This is a genomic window from Curtobacterium sp. PhB191 (assembly GCF_004346515.1).
Taxonomy (GTDB): domain Bacteria; phylum Actinomycetota; class Actinomycetes; order Actinomycetales; family Microbacteriaceae; genus Curtobacterium.
Window position 1 is genome coordinate 210,298 of sequence record NZ_SMBV01000006.1, and the last position, 18,357, is coordinate 228,654.

Annotated in this window: 14 protein-coding genes and 1 tRNA gene; 2 read left to right on the forward strand and 13 right to left on the reverse strand. The window is 72.0% G+C overall.

Features of this window, described 5'->3' with window-relative positions:
• Positions 1 to 113 precede the first annotated feature (113 nt).
• From mshC to EDF48_RS11805, 3 genes are read right to left on the reverse strand one after another with little or no spacing between them, the layout of a single operon-like run.
• Complete coding sequence (mshC, locus tag EDF48_RS11795; protein ID WP_123294396.1) at positions 114 to 1,358, reverse strand: cysteine--1-D-myo-inosityl 2-amino-2-deoxy-alpha-D-glucopyranoside ligase; 1,245 nt, start codon at positions 1,356 to 1,358, stop codon at positions 114 to 116.
• Positions 1,355 to 2,185, reverse strand: a complete 831-nt coding sequence (locus tag EDF48_RS11800) for an undecaprenyl-diphosphate phosphatase (protein ID WP_111083996.1) — start codon at positions 2,183 to 2,185, stop codon at positions 1,355 to 1,357. The genes mshC and EDF48_RS11800 overlap by 4 nt, the downstream gene beginning before the upstream one ends.
• A 60-nt stretch (positions 2,186 to 2,245) precedes the next feature.
• Positions 2,246 to 3,562 carry a M20/M25/M40 family metallo-hydrolase gene (locus EDF48_RS11805; RefSeq protein ID WP_131880150.1) on the reverse strand — a complete coding sequence of 439 codons (1,317 nt, stop codon included), beginning with the start codon at positions 3,560 to 3,562 and terminating at the stop codon, positions 2,246 to 2,248.
• A gap of 183 nt (positions 3,563 to 3,745) precedes the next feature.
• Here EDF48_RS11805 and EDF48_RS11810 point away from each other — a divergent pair.
• Positions 3,746 to 3,831 (forward strand) — tRNA-Leu (locus EDF48_RS11810).
• Between the two features lie 350 nt (positions 3,832 to 4,181).
• Here EDF48_RS11810 and EDF48_RS11815 read toward each other — a convergent pair.
• From EDF48_RS11815 to EDF48_RS11840, 6 genes are all read right to left on the reverse strand, one after another.
• Positions 4,182 to 5,510 carry an FAD-dependent oxidoreductase gene (locus tag EDF48_RS11815; RefSeq protein ID WP_131880152.1) on the reverse strand — a complete coding sequence of 443 codons (1,329 nt, stop codon included), beginning with the start codon at positions 5,508 to 5,510 and terminating at the stop codon, positions 4,182 to 4,184.
• A gap of 59 nt (positions 5,511 to 5,569) precedes the next feature.
• Positions 5,570 to 5,767 (reverse strand): hypothetical protein, encoded by a 198-nt coding sequence (locus EDF48_RS11820; RefSeq protein WP_123294394.1) that lies wholly within the window; start codon positions 5,765 to 5,767, stop codon positions 5,570 to 5,572.
• 25 nt (positions 5,768 to 5,792) lie between these two features.
• Positions 5,793 to 7,586 (reverse strand): DEAD/DEAH box helicase, encoded by a 1,794-nt coding sequence (locus EDF48_RS11825; protein WP_131880243.1) that lies wholly within the window; start codon positions 7,584 to 7,586, stop codon positions 5,793 to 5,795.
• A 176-nt stretch (positions 7,587 to 7,762) separates the two neighbouring features.
• A complete protein-coding gene (dinB, locus tag EDF48_RS11830; protein ID WP_131880154.1) occupies positions 7,763 to 9,007 on the reverse strand; it encodes a DNA polymerase IV in 1,245 nt (414 codons plus the stop codon).
• A gap of 37 nt (positions 9,008 to 9,044) precedes the next feature.
• On the reverse strand, positions 9,045 to 11,372 hold the full coding sequence (locus EDF48_RS11835; protein WP_131880156.1) for an FUSC family protein: 2,328 nt from the start codon (positions 11,370 to 11,372) through the stop codon (positions 9,045 to 9,047).
• 190 nt (positions 11,373 to 11,562) lie between these two features.
• Positions 11,563 to 12,726: an acyl-CoA dehydrogenase family protein gene (locus tag EDF48_RS11840; protein WP_131880158.1), complete on the reverse strand. Its 1,164-nt coding sequence runs from the start codon at positions 12,724 to 12,726 to the stop codon at positions 11,563 to 11,565.
• 11 nt (positions 12,727 to 12,737) lie between these two features.
• Here EDF48_RS11840 and EDF48_RS11845 point away from each other — a divergent pair, with 11 nt between their 5' ends.
• Positions 12,738 to 13,544: an SGNH/GDSL hydrolase family protein gene (locus EDF48_RS11845; RefSeq protein WP_207913256.1), complete on the forward strand. Its 807-nt coding sequence runs from the start codon at positions 12,738 to 12,740 to the stop codon at positions 13,542 to 13,544.
• Positions 13,545 to 13,678: 134 nt separating this feature from the next.
• Here the strand turns inward: EDF48_RS11845 and EDF48_RS11850 are convergent, their stop codons facing one another.
• From EDF48_RS11850 to EDF48_RS11865, 4 genes are read right to left on the reverse strand one after another with little or no spacing between them, the layout of a single operon-like run.
• On the reverse strand, positions 13,679 to 15,061 hold the full coding sequence (locus EDF48_RS11850) for a serine hydrolase (RefSeq protein ID WP_131880172.1): 1,383 nt from the start codon (positions 15,059 to 15,061) through the stop codon (positions 13,679 to 13,681).
• A gap of 50 nt (positions 15,062 to 15,111) precedes the next feature.
• Positions 15,112 to 16,341 carry a D-alanyl-D-alanine carboxypeptidase gene (locus EDF48_RS11855; RefSeq protein ID WP_123294391.1) on the reverse strand — a complete coding sequence of 410 codons (1,230 nt, stop codon included), beginning with the start codon at positions 16,339 to 16,341 and terminating at the stop codon, positions 15,112 to 15,114.
• A 25-nt stretch (positions 16,342 to 16,366) separates the two neighbouring features.
• Positions 16,367 to 16,945, reverse strand: a complete 579-nt coding sequence (locus EDF48_RS11860; RefSeq protein WP_243648776.1) for a DUF1097 domain-containing protein — start codon at positions 16,943 to 16,945, stop codon at positions 16,367 to 16,369.
• Positions 16,938 to 18,269, reverse strand: coding sequence for an amidohydrolase family protein (locus tag EDF48_RS11865; protein WP_123937879.1), 1,332 nt, complete (start codon positions 18,267 to 18,269; stop codon positions 16,938 to 16,940). Before EDF48_RS11865 ends, EDF48_RS11860 begins: the two co-directional genes overlap by 8 nt.
• Positions 18,270 to 18,357: the final 88 nt, after the last annotated feature.

Consider the following 18,357-nt stretch of genomic DNA (forward strand, 5'->3'; position numbering starts at 1 on the left):
GCGAATTGTCGGTTGCCGCTCGCTCAGGCGACAGTTCCTGACCGAACGGCGACCGGCACACGACGTGTCGTCACCTGTCGACGCAGGCCGACAACGACGCCGCCGGCCCGAGCTCAGGCCAGACGGATGCCGAGCAGCGCGTCGATCAGGTCGGCGAGCTCCGGCGTGCACGCAGTGCCCCCGGCGATCGCAGTGTCGACCGCGGCGACCGCACCCGGCGTGTCGAGGTCGTCGGACACCCGCGCCCGGATCCGGGACGCCACGTCGGCCGCATCGTCGGCGTGCCCGGCGGATGCACCCGATGCCCAGGCGTCCCAGGTCGCCAGGCGCGTCGTGGCACTCGTGAGCTCGGCGTCGAACCACTCCCAGTCGTCGGAGTACTTGTGCGACAGCAGCGCGAGCCGGATCGCGCGGGGGTCCGCGCCGTCGTCGAGCAGCCCCCGCACGGTGACGAGGTTGCCGAGCGACTTCGAAATCTTCGTGCCCTGGTAGGCGATCATCCCGGTGTGCACGAACGCGTGTGCCAGGGGCTGGTGCGCCAGGGCCGCTGCGTGTCCCGCGCTCATCTCGTGGTGCGGGAAGACGAGGTCACTGCCGCCGCCCTGCACGCTGATCGGCAGGCCGAGGCGGTCGCCGGCGATGACGCTGCACTCGATGTGCCAGCCGGGCCGGCCGGGGCCGATCTCGGAGTCCCAGCTCGGCTCACCGTCGCGGGCCGCACGCCAGAGCAGCGGGTCGAGCGGGTCGCGCTTGCCGGGTCGCTCCGGGTCGCCGCCGCGCTCGGCAGCGAGCGTGAGCATGGTCTCGCGGTCCAGGCCGCTCTCGTCGCCGAGCGACCACGCGTCGGTGGGGTGGTTCACGTCGAAGTACAGGTCATCGCCCTCGGCGTCCGGGGTGGGGACCTCGTAGGCGGAGCCGGTCTCCTGCAGGAACGCAACGGCCTCGGCGACGCGGTCGACCTCGTCGGTGACGGCCACGAAGTCGTCGGGCGGCAGGATCCGCAGCGACTCCATGTCGCGACGGAACAGGTCGATCTGCGACGCGGCGAGCTCGCGCCAGTCGACGCCGTCGCGGGTGGCGCGCTCGAGCAGCGGGTCGTCGACGTCGGTGACGTTCTGCGCGTACTCGACGTCGAGGCCGGCGTCGCGCCACGCGCGGCCGAGCGTGTCGAACGCCAGGTAGGTCGCCGCGTGCCCGAGGTGGGTGGCGTCGTACGGGGTGATCCCGCAGACGTACAGCGCAGCGCGCTCCTCGCCCTGCGTCGGGTCGACCGGCTTGCCGGTGGCGGTGTCGTGCACGACGGGCCGCGGCGCTGCGCCGGGGACGTCGGGGACGGACGGGGCCTGCCAGGCCCTCACGGCTGGATCACTCCGAGCGACAACAACACGATGAGAACGATACCGAGTGCGATGCGGTACACGACGAACGGCATGAAGCTGCGCTTGCTGATGTAGTTCATGAACGCCGCGATCACCACGAACCCGACGACGAAGGCCACCACCGTCGCGATGAGCGTGTCGGCGAGTCCGAACGGCGCTCCGTGGTCGCCGAGGCTCGTCGCGGCCTCGTACAGGCCGGACAGGAACACCGCGGGGACGGCCAGCAGGAACGCGAACCGCGCCGCGGCCGGCCGCGTGTAACCGAGCGCGAGCCCCATCGACACGGTCGCGCCGGAGCGGGAGACCCCGGGGACGAGTGCGAGCACCTGCGCGAGCCCGATCAGGATGCCGCCACCGAAGGTCATGTGCTCGATCCGACGCTCCTTGCGGCCGACGACGTCGAGCACCCCGAGCACGATGCCGAAGACGATGAGCACGATCGCGACGATCCAGAGCGAGCGGAACGTGGTCTCGATGGAGTCCTTCAGCAGGAGCCCCGCGATGCCGATCGGGATGGTGCCGAGGATCACGAGCCACCCGAGGCGCACGTCGGGGTCGCCCTTCGGGACGTCGCGCCGGAACACGGAGCGGAACCACCGCCCGATGATCCGGGTGATGTCCTTCCAGAAGTAGATGAGCACCGCGGTCTCGGTGCCGAGCTGCGTCACCGCGGTGAAGGCCGCGCCCGGGTCCTTCGCGTCGGGCAGGAACAGCCCGACGATGCGCAGGTGCGCGCTGGAGGACACCGGCAGGAACTCGGTGAGCCCCTGGACGAAGCCGAGGAAGATCGCCTCGAGGATGTGCACGCACGGGCCTTTCGGGGGAGGTCGGTCAGGACACCGCCACGCAGGCGACCATGAACAATATCAGTACGTGGCCAGGAGGTCCCCGAGAACACGCCGACCGAAGGCCAGCGAGTCGAGCGGAACCCGCTCGTCGACACCGTGGAACATCGCCGGGAAGTCCACGCCGGCGGGCAGCTGCAGCGGCACGAAGCCGTACCCGGCGATCCCGAGCGTCGACAGCGCCTTGTTGTCCGTGCCGCCGGACAGCAGGTACGGCAGCACCGGGGCTCCCGGGTCGTGGCGGCCGAGGACGTCGCGGACGGCGTCGACGAGCGGTCCGCCGAAGTCCTGCTCGAGACCGATGTCGCGGAAGGACATCACGACCTCGACCTCGTCACCGGCGAGCTCCCGCACACGCGCCAGCACCGACTCCTCGTCCCCCGGCAGGCAGCGGATGTCGACGAGCGCCTCGGCCGTGTCCGGGATCACGTTGTGCTTGTAGCCCGCGGTCAGGACCGTCGGGTTCGTCGTGGTGTGCAGTGCGGCGTGGATGAACCGCGAGGCCGAACCGGTGGCGAGCGCGACCTCGTCCGGGCCCGTCACGGTCGGGTCGACGCCCAGGAACCGAGCGACCTCGGCGACCATCGCGTCCGTCGTCGCCGACAGACGCACCGGCCACTCCTCGCTGCCGATCCGGGCGACCGCCGCGGCGAGCTTCGTCACGGCGTTGTCGCGGATGACGTGCGAACCGTGCGCAGCCGTACCGCGGGCGACGAGCTTGATCCACATCAGCGCCTTCTCGCCCGTCTGCAGCAGGTAGGCACGACGGTCGCCGAGGGTGATCGAGTACCCGCCCACCTCGCTGATGGCGGCGCTGGCCCCGGCGAAGACCTCGGGGTGGTGCTCGACGACGTGGTGCGAGCCGAGGACTCCCCCGGCTTCCTCGTCGGCGAAGTACGCGATCACCAAGTCGCGCTCGGGAGCCCCCTGCGCCGCGATGACGTCCGACAGCGACGTGAGCATCATCGCGTCCATGTTCTTCATGTCGACGGCGCCCCGCCCCCACAGCGAGCCGTCCTTGACGACACCGCCGAAGGGGTCGACCGACCAGTTCGCCGGATCGGCCGGCACGACGTCGAGGTGCCCGTGCACCACCAGGGCCGGCTTGTCACGATCGCGGCCGGGCACCCGCGCGACGACGCTCACACGATCCGGCTCGGACTCGAACAGCTGCGGCTCGAGGCCCAGCCCGCGCAACTTGTCCTCGACGTAGTGCGCCGCCTCGGTCTCGCCGCGCGACTTCCCCTCGCCCCAGTTCGTGGTGTCGATGCGGATGAGGTCGCGCGCGATCGCCGCGGTGGCCTCGAGCTCGGGCGCGGTCGGCTCCGGGTTCGTCATGCCACCACGGTATCGGTCCGCACCGACGCGCCCCGGCCCGGTGACGCCGGAGGACGCGCCGGGTACCCAGCCCTCTGGACGCGCCCGGGATGCGCGGCCGTGTTCATCGGGCGTTCAGACCCGTGCTAGTGTTTTCTCTCGGCAGGGACGCCGGGGAAACCCGGGGAAATCGCCACACATCCAGTCCGGATGGCGGAATTGGTAGACGCGCTAGCTTGAGGTGCTAGTGCCCGTATTAGGGCGTGGGGGTTCAAGTCCCCCTTCGGACACAGAAACATGCAATGCCCCCTGACCTTTCGGTCCGGGGGCATTTTCTGTTGCGTCTCCCGGCGAGTGCCGCCATCGCTGCGCTCAGGGCGTCACCGCCTCGGCCAGTTCGCTGCGCTCACGGCCACCGCCCGCCAGTTCGCTGCGCTCACGGCCAGGGGTGGGGGCACGGCCAGTTCGCTGCGCTCACGGCCGATGCGTGAGCAAGTTCCGACAGACCACCAGGGGAACGACTCGTGTGCTGTCGGAACATGCGCACGCATCCGGCAGCGAGCAAGACAGCGCACGCACGGACGGACGGGAGGCGCGGTGCCAGCTGACACCGCGCCTCCCGTCCGTCAGGTGGTTGCGTCTAGGACTTCGACGCCTCGACGAAGTTGCGGCGCGGGTCCGTCTCCTTGATGAGCGAGGTCGCGTCGCGGCCTGAGACGGCACCGGTGACCCAGCCGATGACGATGCGCGCCTTGCGGTTCAGCGTCGGCATCGCGTACACGTGGTACGCGCGGTGGGCGAGCCAGGCGAGCAGGTTCGTCATCTTGATGCCCTTGATGTTGGCGGCACCCTTGGCGACACCGTACGAGGCAACCGTGCCGATCGAGGGGTGGCGGTACTCCTCGAGGGGCTTGCCGGTGATCGTCGCGACGACGTTGTCCGCCGCGACGACGGCCTGACGGACGGCGTTCTGCGCGTTCGGCGGGTAGAACGCCGGCTGCTTGTCGGCGGTCAGGTCGGGCACCTGTGCGACGTCGCCGAGACCCCAGACACCCGGGACCACTTCGTGCGTGTCCTCGGCCTCGACCTGGAGCTTCGCGTTGGCGGCGAGGTGGCCCTTCGGTCCGCGGGGCAGGTCGGAGGCGTCGAGCAGCGGGTTCGGCTTCACGCCGGCGGTCCAGACGAGCAGCCCGGTGGGGATCTCGTCGCCGTCGGAGAGCTTGACGATGCCGCCCTCGGCGCTCGGCATGGTGGTCTTCAGGCGCACGTCGATGCCGCGGGCGCGGAGCGACTCGAGCGTCCACTTGGACAGCTCCGGGCCGACCTCGGGCGCGACACGGTCGAGCGCGTCGATGAGGATCCAGCGGGGGTGCTCCCCCGCGAGCGACGGGTAGGTCTTGATGGCGGCCTGCGAGACGTCGAACAGCTCGCCGATCGCCTCGACGCCGGTGTAGCCACCGCCGACGAAGACGCTGGTCAGCAGACGACGACGCTCGTCCTCGTCACGGGTGGCAGCGGCCTTGGCGATGTTGTCGAGGAGCTTGGCGCGCACGTAGGCGGCCTCTTCCACGCTCTTGAAGCCGACGCCGTACTCCTCGAGTCCGGGGGTCGGGAAGGTGCGGGTGACCGAGCCGAGTGCGACGACGAGCTGGTCGTAGCCGAGCGTGCGGTCGTCGCCACCGGCGGTCGCGATCGAGACGGTCTTGTCCTTCGACGAGATGCCGGTGACCTTGCCCTGGATGACGCGCGTCTTGCGGAGCGCACGGCGCAGCTCGACGGTCACGTCCTTCGGGGCGATGTGGCCGCCGGCGACCTCGGGCAGGAACGGCAGGTACGTGTAGTAGGTGTTCTGGTCCACGAGCGTGATGCGCATGGGCACGGTCGCGGCGTGCTTCTGCAGCTGCTTGACGGTGCTGTAGCCAGCGGAGCCGCCGCCGAGGACGAGGACGTGAGGGATCGAGTCTGCCATTCCTCCGGTCTACCGGATACGGGCCGTCAACGTCATGAACGCCGCACTTCCTGAGCGAATCAGCGCTCTCGGAGTCGCCACCAGGCCGTCTCAGCGAGGTCGAGACCCATGTAGACCCCGTGCGCGGTGCGTCGGGACTCGGTCAGCGAGAACCGTCGCAACCGGTACCCACCGCCGAACCGGTCGATGATCGCCTCTGGGGAGGACTCGGCGTCGCGCTTGACGTACCAGGTGCGGTCGTCGACGGACTCGATCACGGGCGGACCGCCCGGACCGGACCCGTCACCGGCGCCCGCCGATGCGGGAGCGCAGGACGTCGATGCGCTTCTGGATCTGCTCGATGCTCGCCTGTGCCACGGCCGGCCCACCGCTGATGCGCCGGAGTTCGGCGTGGATGGAGCCGTGCGGCTCGTTGGAGTGCCGGGACCAGATCGACACGAGTCGCGCGAGCTCGGTCCGCTGCTCCTTGATGGTCATGTACATCGGGCGGTTCTCGGGCTCGGCGGCCTTCGGCTGGCCGTCCTTGACCGCCCGGCCCTTGGAGCGCTTCGCCTGGGTCGCCTGGCGCGCCCGGAGCAGGTCGCGCACCTGGTCGGGTTCGAGGAGCCCCGGGATGCCGATGAAGTCGAGTTCCTCGAGCGACCCGACCTCGCCGCCGGTGCCGAACTCGCCGCCGTCGTAGAGGACGCGGTCGAACGACGCCTGCGAGTCGAGCGCCTCGAACGGCTGGACCTCGAGCAGGCTCTCGGACGCGCGGTCTTCCTTGGTGGCCTCGGCCACCATCGCGTCTTCGGGGTTGTACATGCCGTCGTCGGCGTCCTTCGGACGGTCGAGGGCGTGGTCGCGTTCGAGCTCGAGCGTCGCCGCCAGTGCCATCAGTCCGGGCACGCTCGGCAGGAACACCGAGGCGGTCTCGCCACGGCGCCGAGCACGCACGAAGCGACCGATCACCTGGGCGAAGAACAGCGGGGTGCTCGCGCTCGTGGCGTACACGCCGACGCAGAGCCGCGGGACGTCGACGCCCTCGGACACCATGCGCACGGCGACCATCCACCGCGAGGTGTCGTCGGCGAACGCGCTGATCCGGCTGGACCCGGCGGCTTCGTCGGACAGGACGACCGTCGGCCGCTCCCCCGTGATCTGCTGCAGGATCCGGGCGTAGGCGCGGGCCGTGGTGGTGTCCGTCGCGATGACCAGACCACCGGCGTCGGGCACGCCACGGCGCACCTCGGTCAGGCGCTTGTCGGCGGCGGACAGCACGGCCGGCATCCACTCACCCTCGGGCGACAGCGCGGTGCGCCAGGCCTGCGCGGTGATGTCCTTCGTGACCTGTTCGCCCAGGGAAGCCGACATCTCGTCGCCCATCCGGGTCTTCCAGCGCATCTGGCCGGCGTACGCCATGAACAGCACGGGCCGGACGACGCCGTCCTTGAGCGCCCGGCCGTAGCCGTAGTTGTAGTCGGAGATCGAGGTGCGGATGCCCTGCTCGTCGGGGGCGTACTGGACGAACGGGATCGGCGCGGTGTCGGACCGGAACGGCGTGCCCGACAGCGAGAGCCGTCGGGTGGCACCGGAGAAGGCTTCCCGGATGCCGTCGCCCCAGGTGAGTGCGTCGCCGCCGTGGTGGACCTCGTCGAGTACGACCAGGGTGCGCCCGCCCTCGGTGATCGTCTTGTGCACCTCGGGGTTCATGCCGACCTGGGCGTACGTGATCGCGACGCCCTGGTAGTGCCGGCCGAACATGCCGTCGCCGTTCTTGAACATCGGGTCGATGCGGATGCCCACGCGGTCAGCGGAGTCCGCCCACTGCCGCTTCAGGTGCTCGGTGGGGGCGACGACCACGATGCGGTCGACGGTGCCGCGCGCCAGCAGCTCGGTGGCCAGGCGGAGCGCGAACGTCGTCTTGCCGGCGCCGGGCGTCGCGGCCGTCAGGAAGTCACGCGGCTCGGACTCGAAGTACTTCGTGAGGGCTTCGACCTGCCACGCCCGGAGCTTCGACGCGGTGCCCCACGCGGCTCGGTCCGGGAACGCCGGCGACAGGTGCTGGACGGCCGAGTTGCCGGCTGCCTCGGCCAGGGCGGCCGCGTCGGCTTCGTCCCGTGCCACGGCGTCGGCGTGCGCCGATGACTGCGCGGACACCGACGACGAAGACGTCGACGACGTGTGATCGTCCCCCGACTCGGCCCACAGCGTGGCGGGCTGCTGATGTTCGTACTCCGCTGCGCTCACTGGACCTGATTCTACCGCCACCGTCAGTCCTGCCTGGCGTGCGGGACGTGGCCGTCGGGGGTCCGGCGGACCAGGGATGCCGGTCGCAGCACGCCTGCGCCGAAGCGCGCGGCGACCGCGTCGACCGTGGTCTCGGTCTCGCGCCACGGCGCGTCGTCGTCCCAGAGCGCGTTGCTCGCGGCGGCCGGCACGAGGTTCTCGCCGCGGACCCCGATGAGCCGGATCCGGTTGCCCGGTCGGTGCAGCACGTCGTACAGCTCGACGGCTTCGCGGTGCAGCCGCTTGGCGACGTCGGTGGGCTCGGCGAGGGTGCGCGACCGGGTGAGCGTGGTGAAGTCGGTGTAGCGGACCTTGAGCGCGACGGTGCGGGCCTGCACGTCGGCGTGGCGCAGGCGGACGGCGACCTTGTCGGCGAGGCGCAGGAGCTCGCGCGCGACGTCGTCCCGCTCGGTCAGGTCGTGGCCGAACGTGACCTCGTGCCCGATGGACTTCTCGCCCACGCCGGTGTCGACGACGCGTGGGTCGCGCCCCCAGGACAGGTCGTGCAGGCGCTGGCCACCGGCTGGCCCGAGCGCGGACACGAGTGACCCGAGGGGCGTGTTCGCCAGGTCGCCGACGGTGCGGATGCCGCGGCGCTCGAGGGTCTCCTGCGTCTTGCCACCCACGCCCCACAGCGCCGAGACCGGCTGCGGGTGCAGGAACGCGATGGTGTCGGCCGCGGGCACGACGAGCAGCCCGTCCGGCTTGGACCGGCTCGATGCGAGCTTCGCCACGAACTTGGTCGACGCGGCGCCGACCGAGCAGTGCAGGCCCGTCTCGGCGTGGACCGTGCGCCGGATGGCCCGGCCGATCTCCCACGGCGTGCCGTACAGCCGGAGCGCGCCGGCGACGTCGAGGAACGCTTCGTCGATGCCGAGCCGTTCGACCCGCGGCGTGAACCGGTCGAAGACCGCCATCACCGCGGCGGACTGGTCGCGGTACTTCTCGAAGTGCGGCTCGACGATGATCGCGTTCGGGCAGCGGCGCTTCGCGATGGCCATCGGCATGGCGGAGTTCACGCCGTACCGACGGGCTTCGTAGGTGGCAGCGGTGACCACGGAGCGGTCGGAGTCGTGGCCGACGATGACCGGCAGACCCACCAGGTCGGGTCGGTCGAGCAGTTCGACGGACGCGAAGAAGGCGTCCATGTCGACGTGCAGCACGGTCGCCGAGACGTCGTGCACTGGCGCGTCGGAGACGAGCCGGTTGCTTCCGTCCTGCTTGCTCACACCGAGATGATGCCAGGGACCACCGACATCGCCGGGCTCACCGTGCGCCGGGGGCCGCCGAACGCGTGGCGGTCTCGCCGAGAACGGTCGCCCGGTGCCGGTCGGCCAGCAGCGCGAGCGCCTCGTCGATGCGGCCCAGCGCGTGCGCCGCGACCTCGACGGTCTGCTGGTCCGGACCACCCGCCGCCGCGCCCACCGCCGTGTCGAGCTGGTCGCCGACCCGCGCCCAGACCGGCGCCGGCGCGGCGGACCGTGGCCCGGCCACGATGCCGTCGGCCAGGTCCGCGATCGACGCGGCGAGGCGGTGGGCGGCACCGACCAGGGCGGCGGGCGGGTCCTGCGGGGGCGAGCCGAGCCTCCCGGCCGCCTCGCGCGCGAACGTCGCCGCCGCCTGCAGGGACGTCCGGGTCCTGGCATCCGCGCGGGCGGGTCCGCCCGTCGGGAACCGCACCATCGGGCGCAGGACGGCGTCCAGTTGGTAGGTGGCCGCGTCGACGGCGCGCGATCGTGCGCGCAGGTCGGGTGCGGCGGCATCGGTGGCCGTGTCGGCGGACCGGGAGGCCCGGCTCGCGCCCGCACCGTCGGTCGCGTCCGCCTCGGCGTCCGCATCGACCCCGACCAGCGCGAGCACGAACGCCCGGACCGCGGTCAGCTGCCGGCGCACGGCCCGTCGGATGACGGCCCGGGTGGCGATCGGGAGGACGACGGCGCTCACGAGCACGGCGACCGCGGCGCCGAGCAGGTTCTCGGCGAGGCGGATCGGGATGAGCGAGTCGGTGAAGCTGCCGGAGAACGCGTACACCTGGCACAGGACGACGACCAGGCACGCGACCCAGACCGAGTAGACGCCGCCGAAACCGTACGTGCCGACCGCGAGCAGGACGCAGACGAGCACGAGCGTGAACCAGGGGTGCGCCGTGCCGACGACGTGCACGAGGACGATGCCGACGGCGCCGCCGACGACCGTGCCGACGGCGCGGTGCAGGCCCTTGCGGACCCGCTCGTGCGTGGTGTTCGTGCCGGCGAGGACGATCATCACGCCGATCACGCCCCAGTAGAACCGCGGGCCGTCGAGCAGCAGCGCGAGGGGCTCGACGATCGCGACGGCGATCGCGGCGTGCACCGCGGTGCGCAGCGAGACGGAGAGTCGCCAGCGGCGCCAGGGGCCGTCGGCGACGGTGTCGGCGAGCACCGGCACGGCCCCGGCCGGGCGGCCGCCGGCGAGGACGACGGGCGTGACGAAGGGCGCTGCCAACGCGACGCCGTCGCCGCGGCGCGGCAGTTCGTCGCGGAGCTCGCGCCACCGCAGCCCGGCGCCCTGCAGGTCGGTGAACTCGGCGGCCATCCGACGGACGACGGCCGTCGTGCGCGAGTCGGGGTCGCCGGCGGACGCCGTGATGCCGTAGCGGGCGAGCAGGGTCTGTGCGGCGTCCTCGCCGTGCCCGCCGCCGTGGCGCAGGACGATCGTGACGGCACGGAGCGCGGCGTGCCGGACGTCCGACGGCGCGCCGTGCTCGACGAGGGCACCGGCACCGCGCCCGAGCTCGTCGACGGCGAAGTGCGTGTCGAACACGAGCCGGTGGAGCTCCTCGGCCGTGGTGTCGGCGTCCACCCCGCTCGCGGCGAGCATCCCGTCGACCGTCAACGCGATCTCGTGGTACCGGTCGCGGCTGCGACGGAGGCGGCGCAGGGTGCGGCGTCGTGCGGCCGGGTCGTCCGCCGCGGCGAGGACGGCGGCAGCGGCCTCGAGCACGGCCGAGCCACGGGCGACGAAACCACGGCGGGTACGCAACAGGGCACGGTGCGCGTCCGGTCGGAGCACCAGGCGGACCAGGACCGTCGCAGCGAGCGAAGCGGCCACGACCAGGCCGAGCGGCACGACACTCGTCTCGGGCAGCGGGAGGAGCAGCCCGCACAGGTACCCGGCGAACCCGACGATCGCGGCGTCGGCGGCCCACGCGCCCCACGCGGCCGCGGCGAACTGCAGGAACAGCAGCACGACGATGAGCACGAGCTCGAGGAGCCGGAACGGCTGCAGGGCGATGCTGCCGGCGAGGGCGACGACGAACGGCACGAGGACGGCTCCGGTGCGGGCAGCCGTCCGGCCGGTGCTCGGGTCGACGATGACCAGGCAGGTGATGAACGCGGGCATCGCGCCGATCATCACGCCCAGGATCGCGGGCAGGCCGAACGCTGTCGCGACGGCGTACCCCACGGCCATGCCGGCGGGCACCGCGACCAGGGTGCGGAGGGCGCCGTCGGTCTTCACGAGCCCGGGGTCGAGCGCGAGGGCCGCGTCGGCGAGTCGCCGGGAGCGGGTCCGTCGACGGGGAGCGGTCCGGTTCGTGGTGTCGGTCCTCGGCACGAGTCGGCCGCCTCCTCTGCGCTCGGGAGGCCAATCGTACCGGATGCTAACTATCCGGCTGTGCGGTCGGCAGCCGCACGGTGCGGCCTTCGGCGCTCGGTGCGAGGTTGATCGCTCGGTGCGGCGCTACAGGGCCGCACGGAGGGATCAACCTCGCACCGGGGCACGCGGCCGGCCGCACGCGTCCGCGTCAGGCGGGCGGGCCGAGCACCGACGCCGCGAGCGTGCGCGCCGCCGAGTCCCGCGACGACGGGTGGTACTGGCCGGCCCGGACGTCGCGCGCCAGGCGGGCGAGTTCGCTCGAGGACCGGAACGCCGAGCCCCCGACCACCCGCATGGCCTCGTCCACCACGTGCTGGGCGGTGTCCACCGCCCGCGCCTTCGTGCCGACGAGCAGCGGGAACCACCGGGCACCGAGGTCGTCCTGTTCGTCCACCGATCGGGCGAGCGCGTCGACCTGCAGGGTGATCGCGTCGACGGCGCCGCGCAGGTCCGCGATCGCACGCCGGACGTCCGGGTCCTGCGACCGGAGCGAGCCGTCGGCCGCGACGCGACGTCCGACGGCGGACACCGCCAGCGTGATCGCACGTTCGGCGATCCCGACGTACACCGAGGCGATGAGCAGCTCGAACGCCGCGAAGACCCCGAACACGAGCGGGTCCTGGTTCGGCCCGACCGGCAGCGACCGGACGATGCGGTCGGCGGGGACGTGCACGCCGTGCAGCTTCGTCGTGCGGCTCTGCGTGGCCCGCATGCCGAGGGTGTCCCAGTCGTCCAGGTGCTCGACGTCGCCGTCGGACCGGAGCACGAAGCCGTGCACCAGCCGCGGTTCCGGGCCGGAGGTGTCCTTGCCGAACACGCTCAGGACGTCCCACGCCGGTGCGAGCGAGGTGAAGACCTTGGTACCGGTGAAGCGGTACCCGCCGTCGCCGTCCGGCTCCGCCGTCGTCGACGAGTCGAACAGGACGGCGTCGTTGCCGGGTTCGCTCACCCCGAAGGCCAGCAGGTGGTCGTCCGACGCGTGGTCGGTGACGGCCTGGAGGAACGACGCACCTCGCGCAGTCACTGCGCGCGCCGCCTGCACCCACACCTGGTGCATCCCCAGGCCGAGCGCCGTCGCCGGTGCGGCCTGGGCGAGGGTCCGCTGGACACCGACCGTGGCGCGGAGGCCGAGACCAGAGCCACCCTGCGCCACCGGCACCCCGATGCGCAGGTAGCCCGCGGCGCGGAGTTCCTCGAGGTCCTCGGCGCAGAACGCGTTGGCGGCGTCGTACCCGGGGGCGCGTTCGGCGATGTGGGCGAGCAGGTCGTCCGGCACGGTCCAGGCGGCTGCGCCCGTGTTGGCCTTCGTCATGGCACGAGACTATGGTCCGGAGCGTGTCAGATCGTCATCCGTGGTCCAGGTACGTCGCGATCGGTGACTCGTTCACCGAGGGGATCGGCGACCCCGACCCCACCGTCCCCGGGGGGAACCGGGGTTGGGCGGACCGAGTGGCCGAGGTGCTCGCCCACGGGTCCGACGACTTCGCGTACGCCAACCTGGCGATCCGCGGGCGGCTGCTGCAGCAGATCATCGACGATCAGGTCGAACCGGCGCTCGCGCTCCGTCCGGACCTGGTCACGGTGTCCGCCGGGGGCAACGACATCATCCGGCCGGGCTCCGATCCCGACGAACTCGCCGAGCGGGTGGACGCCATGGTGTCCAGGCTGCGGAGCGACGGCGCCACCGTGGTGCTGTTCACCGGGCCCGACGTCGGCATGACGCCGGTGCTCGGCATGGTGCGCGGCAAGACGGCGATCTACAACGAGAACCTGCACGCGATCGCCCTGAAGCACGGCGCACTGGTGGCGGACATGTGGGCCCTCCGGGTGCTCCGCGACCCGCGCATGTGGGCACCGGACCGGCTCCACCACTCCCCCACGGGGCACGCCACGATCGCCGCCGCGGTGCTCGACGCCCTCGGCGCGCCGCACGGTCTGGAACCGTTCAACCCCGAACCGCTCGAGGCCCGGCCGTGGCGTGAGGCCCGCGCCGAGGACCTCGGCTGGGCGAAGGAGTACCTGGTGCCGTGGGTCGTCCGCCGCATCAAGCACACCTCGTCGGGCGACGGCGTCTCCGCCAAGCGCCCCGAGCTGCAGGACGTCGTCGAGCACAAGTCCGACACCCCGTAGCCGGACGACGCCCATCCGAGTCCGCACGCCTCCCCGGCCGCACCCCACCACGGTCATCGCGCCCCGACTCCCCAGGGCGCGATGACGGCACGGGGGCGCGAACCGCGACGTGCGCACCCTGTGGTCGGCAGAGGTCAGTCGGCGGGCCGGTGCAGCGTCAGCGCGCCGTCGTGCAGCGGTTCGGTCTCCCACGTCGTCCCGACCGTGCCCGCGTCGAGGTCGACGCGCAGGTGCAGCAGGTGCGGTGTCTCCACGAAACGGAGCGCGACGAGCACGGCGCCGTCCGGCTGGGTCGCGGCGCTCGCTGCGAGGGCACCCTCGACGGCCCACTCCCCCTCGCCGACCGGCACCGACGCCGACGCTCCGTCGGCCGACACGGTCAGCCGGATCCCGTGGGCCCCGCGGTCGAAGCCCACGGCGTCGAGCGCCGCACCGGGCAGCACGCGGAGTGCACGACCGGCCACGTGCTCGGGGACCGCGGCGCCACTCACCGCGGGCAGCCCCAGGGAGGCGAGCCGGGCCTCCAGGACGGTGTCCGCACCCGTGTCGGACGGCCGGTCGACGGCGGGCAGCAGGTGCTGCCAGGCCGCGTCGAGGACCGCCTGCATGTCGAGGCTCTGTCCCGTGATCGCGAGGACGACGTCGTGCTCCGGCAGGACGACGCAGAACTGGCCGTAGGCGCCGTCGCCGCGGAAGCCGTGGCGGGCCATCCAGAACTGGAAGCCGTAGCCCTGCGACCAGTCCGGGTTCTCCTCGTCGAGGTTGTCGATCTGCTTGCGCGTGGCGGCCGCGACCCAGTCCTCGTCGAGGATCCGCTCGCCCTCCCAGACGCCGCGCTGCAGGTACAGCTGCCCGAGCGCGGCGACCGCCGACGTCGTGGTGTAGCAGCCACTGAAGCCGAGCTCGCCGCCGGACTCGTCGCGGCGCCAGGCGAGGTCGTCGATGCCGAGCGGGTCGAGCAGCCGGGGACGCAGGTAGTCGACCAGCGAACCGCCGCTGACCCGCCGGACGATCGCGGCGAGCGTGTACGTGCACGGCTGGTTGTAGGTGAAGAGCGAGCCGGGCTCCTCGTCCGGCGGCAGGAGCAGGAAGCCACGCACGACGTCCATGCGGTCGGCCTCACGAGCCCGGTCGATGGCGTCCTCGCGGTGCCCGCTCGCCATCGCGAGCAGGTGCCGGACCCGGATGCGGCGGCTGCCTTCGTCCGTGATCTCGTCGTCGAGCTCGGGGAAGTACGACAGTGCGGTCGCGTCGAGGTCGATCAATCCCTCGCGCACCGCGATGCCGACCGCCGCTGCGGTGAAGCTCTTGCTGAGCGAGTAGAGCAGGTGCACCCGGTCGGCTGCGTACGGCTGCCACCACCCCTCGGCAGCGACCTGGCCGTGGCGGAGCAGCATCAGGCTGTGCGGCTCGACACCGGGGGTCGACTCGAGGGCGTCGACGAACGCGAGCACACCGCGGGCGTCGATGTCGAGGGCGGAGGGGGTGGTCCGGGGGAACGTCTTCGTCGTCGTCACCCGTCCGACAGTACGGACTCCGGGTGGTGCGCGTCAGCGCGCGAGCACCGTCAGCCCTGGAACGGGTTCGTCCAGCGCCACCAGACGCCGGGGTCGTCGATCGTCCGCTCGAGCACGAGCGGCACCGACACCGGGTCGTGGTTCGTGACCGTGAAGCGGACCTTCCCGACCCGCTCGCCCTTCGTCCCGAGGGTGACCTCGTCGAGGTGCGCCTTCGCCCGGACCTTCGTCTTGCCCCAGACCAGGACCTCGGCCGCCTTCGCGGTGACCGCGTCGGCCTCGTCCTGCCAGGGGGTGGAGAACGTGCCGAAGGTCTGGCCGGCGTGGGTCAGGGGCACGACCTGGAAGTTGTCCGCGACCGACCGGAGCAGCCGTTGCACGTCGACGTCGAGCGAGTCGTGGTCGACACCGCCGAGCATCACGCCGATGACCGTCACGTCACGGCCGCCGCGCTCGTACGTCGCCGCGAACAGCAGGCAGGCGCCGGCCTCGTCGAGGGTGCCGGTCTTGATGCCCTCGATGCCGTCCAGGCCGAGCAGTTTGTTCGAGTTCTCGATCTCGCCGACCGTCGGGATCGTGACGTCCTTGGTGCCGACGATCTCCTTTACCACCGGGTTCGCGAGGGCGAGCTGCCCGAGGTCGACCAGGTCGGTCGCGGTCGAGGTGTTCTGCGGGTCGAGACCGGTCGGCTCGTGGATCGTGGTGTCGTCGAGGTCGTGCTCCTCGAGCCACTTCGTCGCCGCCTGCTCGTACTCGGCGATCGACCCGAAGGCCCAGATGGCGAGGGCGCCGGCGTAGTTGTTCGCCGACTTCATGAGCATCACCTGGAACGCCTGGTGCTCGGTGAGCTTCAGGCCGGCGGGCATCGGCGCGACCTCGCCGTTCATCGCCGCGTACTTGGCGTAGAGCGACTCCATCTTCGGCGTGAAGGTGATCGCCGGGCCGGACTCCCCCGCCGCCATCGGCTTCTCGTCGAGGACCACGAGCGCCGTGACGATCTTGGTGATGCTCGCGATCGACCGGGGCTTCGTGTCACCGCTGGTGCGCAGGCTCTCCGGGAAGTCGGTGGCCTCGACCGCGGTGGCGCCGTAGCCGGGGAAGCTCAGCGCCGGCACGCTCGACGTCGGGGCCGAGTACGTGGTGGTCGCGGCGCTCGCCGGACCGAACGGCACGACGGCGGCGGCCACGAGGTACCCGGCGACGAGCACCAGGACCGCGACGACGGAGATCGTCACGGGCCTCCGGACGGCGGAGCGGGGGCGACGGACGACTCGTGACACGGGAACCGAGCGTACCGGTCGGTGCCTAGACCCTGGCTGCGACCGGCTGCTCGACGGCGGGGGTCGTCGTGGGCGTGTCCGTCGTCGCGCCGGGCTGGGTCGGCCGCGCGAACGTCAGCCGCCGGGACAGGTACGCGAACGCCGGACCGAGCGCGTTCATCACGACGACCGACGCCCATGCCGCCCACGCGTTGCCCGGATCGAACCCGAAGCCGCCGAAGCACGTGGCGAAGAAGGACGCGAACCCGAGGAACATGCCGGGCACGAGCCCGAACAGCCGCGTCCGACCCGTGTACATCAGCGCGCAGTTGACGACCAGGATGAGCAGCGCGAGCACGGTGTTCTGCGCGGCCTGCCCCTCGCCGAGCACCGTGCCGAACCGCTGGTCGAGCAGCACGATCACGAGGCCGAAGGCGGACCCGATCGGCATCGCCGCCCAGAGCCGGGTGGCGTTCCGGAGCGTGGGCTTCGCCCCGAGCAGGAACATCCCCGCCCAGCTGATGAAGATCGCCCAGGTGGGCAGGTGCAGCGCGTTGCCGCCGATGAACGCCGTGGTGCCGGCGAGGACCGAGGCGACGATCTCGTGCGGGATCCGTTCACGCATGGGTGAGCTCCTTCGATCGAGTGGTGGGTCCGGTAGTGAGTCGGGTGGTCCTGGTGGTCTCCGCGACGACGCGGCCGCGCTTGACCACGAGGTTCCGGTCGGGGCGGTCGAGCAGGACGCCCGCGGGGTCGGTCGTCGACAGGACGACGAGGTCGGCGGCGGCTCCGGGCCGGATGCCGTGGGTGTCGGAGACCCCGACGACGCGGGCCGCGGACGACGTGGCCATCTCGAGCACGCGCCCGAGGTCGGCCGGGCCGGACAGGTGCCCCACCTGCGCGAGCAGCAACCCGATGTCGAGCAGGTCCGCGTTGCCGAACGGCGTGAACGCGTTGCGGACGTTGTTCGACGAGTAGGCGCTCGTGACGCCGGCGTCCCAGAGCTCGCGCACCGGGACGACCCCTCGGCGGACGTCCCGGTCGTCCGAGCGACCGCCGAGGTGCAGGTCCGTGGCGGGCAGCGGCACCACCGCGACACCCGCTGCGGCGAGTTTCGCGAGCACGGCGCTGCGCGAGACCGGGGGCAGACTGGCGAGCGAGGTCACGTGTCCGAGGGCGACCCGGTCCCGCAGCCCGCGAGCGGCGACACGGTCGGCGATGTGCCCGGCGAGGGCGAACCGCGGGTCGGACGTGTCGTCGGCGAAGTCGGCGTGCAGGTCGGCCGGCACGTCGAACTCCTCGGCGAGGTCGAGGACGGTCTCGACGTGCTCGTGGCATGCGGCCAGGGTCGCCTCGTTGTAGGTGCAGCCACCGATCACGTCGGCCCCGGCGGCGAGCGCCTGGCGGAGCAGGGCGAGCGTGCCCGGCGCCTTCGCGATCCCCTCCTGCGGGAACGCGACGATCTGCAGGTCCAGGGCGTCGCGGTACTCGTCGCGCAGGGCGAGGAGCACCTCGACGCCGGTCAGTCCGACGACGGGGTCGACGTCGGGGTGCGCCCGGACGAGTGTCGTGCCGTTGGCGATCGCCTGGTCGAGCAGGGTCCGGGCGCGGTCACGGACGGAGTCGTGGGTGAAGCCGCGTTTGAGTTCCCCCGTCACCGCGATCGCACCGGCGAGGGTGCCGTCGGGGTTCGGTCGTTCACGGTCGAGCAGTGCCTTGTCGACGTGCAGGTGGGACTCGATGAGCCCGGGGATCACGACGCGACCGGCACAGTCCACGACGCGCGCCGCCTCGGTCGGCTCGACCTCCGTGCCCGCTTCGGCGACCTCCGTGCCCGCTTCGGCGACCTCTGTGCCCGCTTCGGCGACCCGGACGATCGTGCCGTCGGCGACGTGGACGTCGACCAGGCGGCCGTCGGTCAGGCGGGCCGTGCGCAGGATCAGGTCCATGGTGGGGTCTTCCTCGGATCGGATGGGTCGGACGTGACCCACCCTTCGCCCGCCGTGTTTCCGACTCGGACGCCACGTGTGACGAGCG